This window comes from Entomohabitans teleogrylli, from assembly GCF_001484765.1.
GTDB lineage: Bacteria > Pseudomonadota > Gammaproteobacteria > Enterobacterales > Enterobacteriaceae > Entomohabitans > Entomohabitans teleogrylli.
The window spans coordinates 1-1,259 of the sequence record NZ_KQ947392.1; the positions used below are offsets into that span (position 1 = coordinate 1).

Sequence of the window (1,259 nt, forward strand, 5' to 3'; positions counted from 1 at the left end):
CAACGGGTCGGCGACCAACAGCGTGAAGGCAGTGGTGACCGATGCACAGGGCAATGCCCTGGCGGGCCAGAGCGTAAGCTTCAGTGCCGGTAATGGTGCGACAATAGCCGCGTCCGGGGTGACCGGGGCTGACGGCAGCGTAGTGATGACCCTGACGAATACCACGGCAGGGATCTCTGCAGTGACCGCCACCATCAGTGGCAGCAGCCAGAGTGTGAACGTGACCTTTACGGCGGACAGCGGCACGGCGCAACTGGCCGAGGGCAGTCTGACGGTGGAAACCGATAACGCGCTGGCCAACGGCACGGCCACCAACAGCGTGAAGGCGCTGGTGACCGATGCGCAGGGCAATGCCCTGGCGGACCAGAGCGTAAGCTTCAGTGCCGATAATGGTGCGACGATAGCCGCGTCCGGGGTGACCGGGGCTGACGGCAGCGTGACCGTCACCCTGACGAATACCACGGCAGGCATCTCTGCAGTGACCGCCACCATCAGTGGCAGCAGCCAGAGTGTGAACGTGACCTTTGTGGCCGACAGCGGCACGGCGCAGCTGGCCGAGGGGGCACTGACGGTGGAAACCGATAACGCCCTGGCCAACGGCACCGCCACCAACAGCGTGAAGGCAGTGGTGACCGATGCGCAGGGCAATGTCCTGGCGGGCCAGAGCGTAAGCTTCAGCGCGGATAATGGTGCGACGATAGCCGCGTCCGGGGTGACCGGTGAGGACGGCAGCGTAGTGATGACCCTGACGAATACCACGGCAGGTGTGACGGCGGTGACCGCCAGCCTGGATAACGGCAGCAGCCGCAGTGTGAACGTGAGCTTTATCGCTGATGAGCGCACGGCGCAGCTGGCGGTGAGCAGTGAGACGGCGTCCGTTGCGGCGGACGGCACNGTGTGACCTTTACCGCGGACAGCGGCACGGCGCAACTGGCCGAGGGGGCGCTGACGGTGGAAACCGATAATGCCCAGGCCAACGGGTCGGCGACCAACAGCGTGAAGGCAGTGGTGACCGATGCGCAGGGCAATGCCCTGGCGAACCAGAGCGTAAGCTTCAGTGCCGATAATGGTGCGACGATAGCCGCGTCCGGGGTGACCGGTGAGGACGGCAGCGTAGTGATGACCCTGACGAATACCACGGCAGGCATCTCTGCAGTGACCGCCACCATCAGTGGCAGCAGCCAGAGTGTCAGTGTGACCTTTGTGGCGGACAGCGGTACAGCGCAGCTGGCCGAGGGCAGTCTGACGGTGGAAACCGA

2 protein-coding genes are annotated in these 1,259 nt (G+C 64.6%); both read left to right on the forward strand.

Annotated elements, in window-relative coordinates; translation table 11 throughout:
- The coding region (locus tag AQ981_RS28535) for an Ig-like domain-containing protein (RefSeq protein ID WP_249226317.1) at nucleotides 1-894 on the forward strand (894 nt) is incomplete at both ends.
- A gap of 3 nt (nucleotides 895-897) precedes the next feature.
- Nucleotides 898-1,259, forward strand: a 362-nt coding sequence (locus tag AQ981_RS28540; RefSeq protein ID WP_420809758.1) for an Ig-like domain-containing protein, incomplete at its 3' end; no start/stop codon positions are given.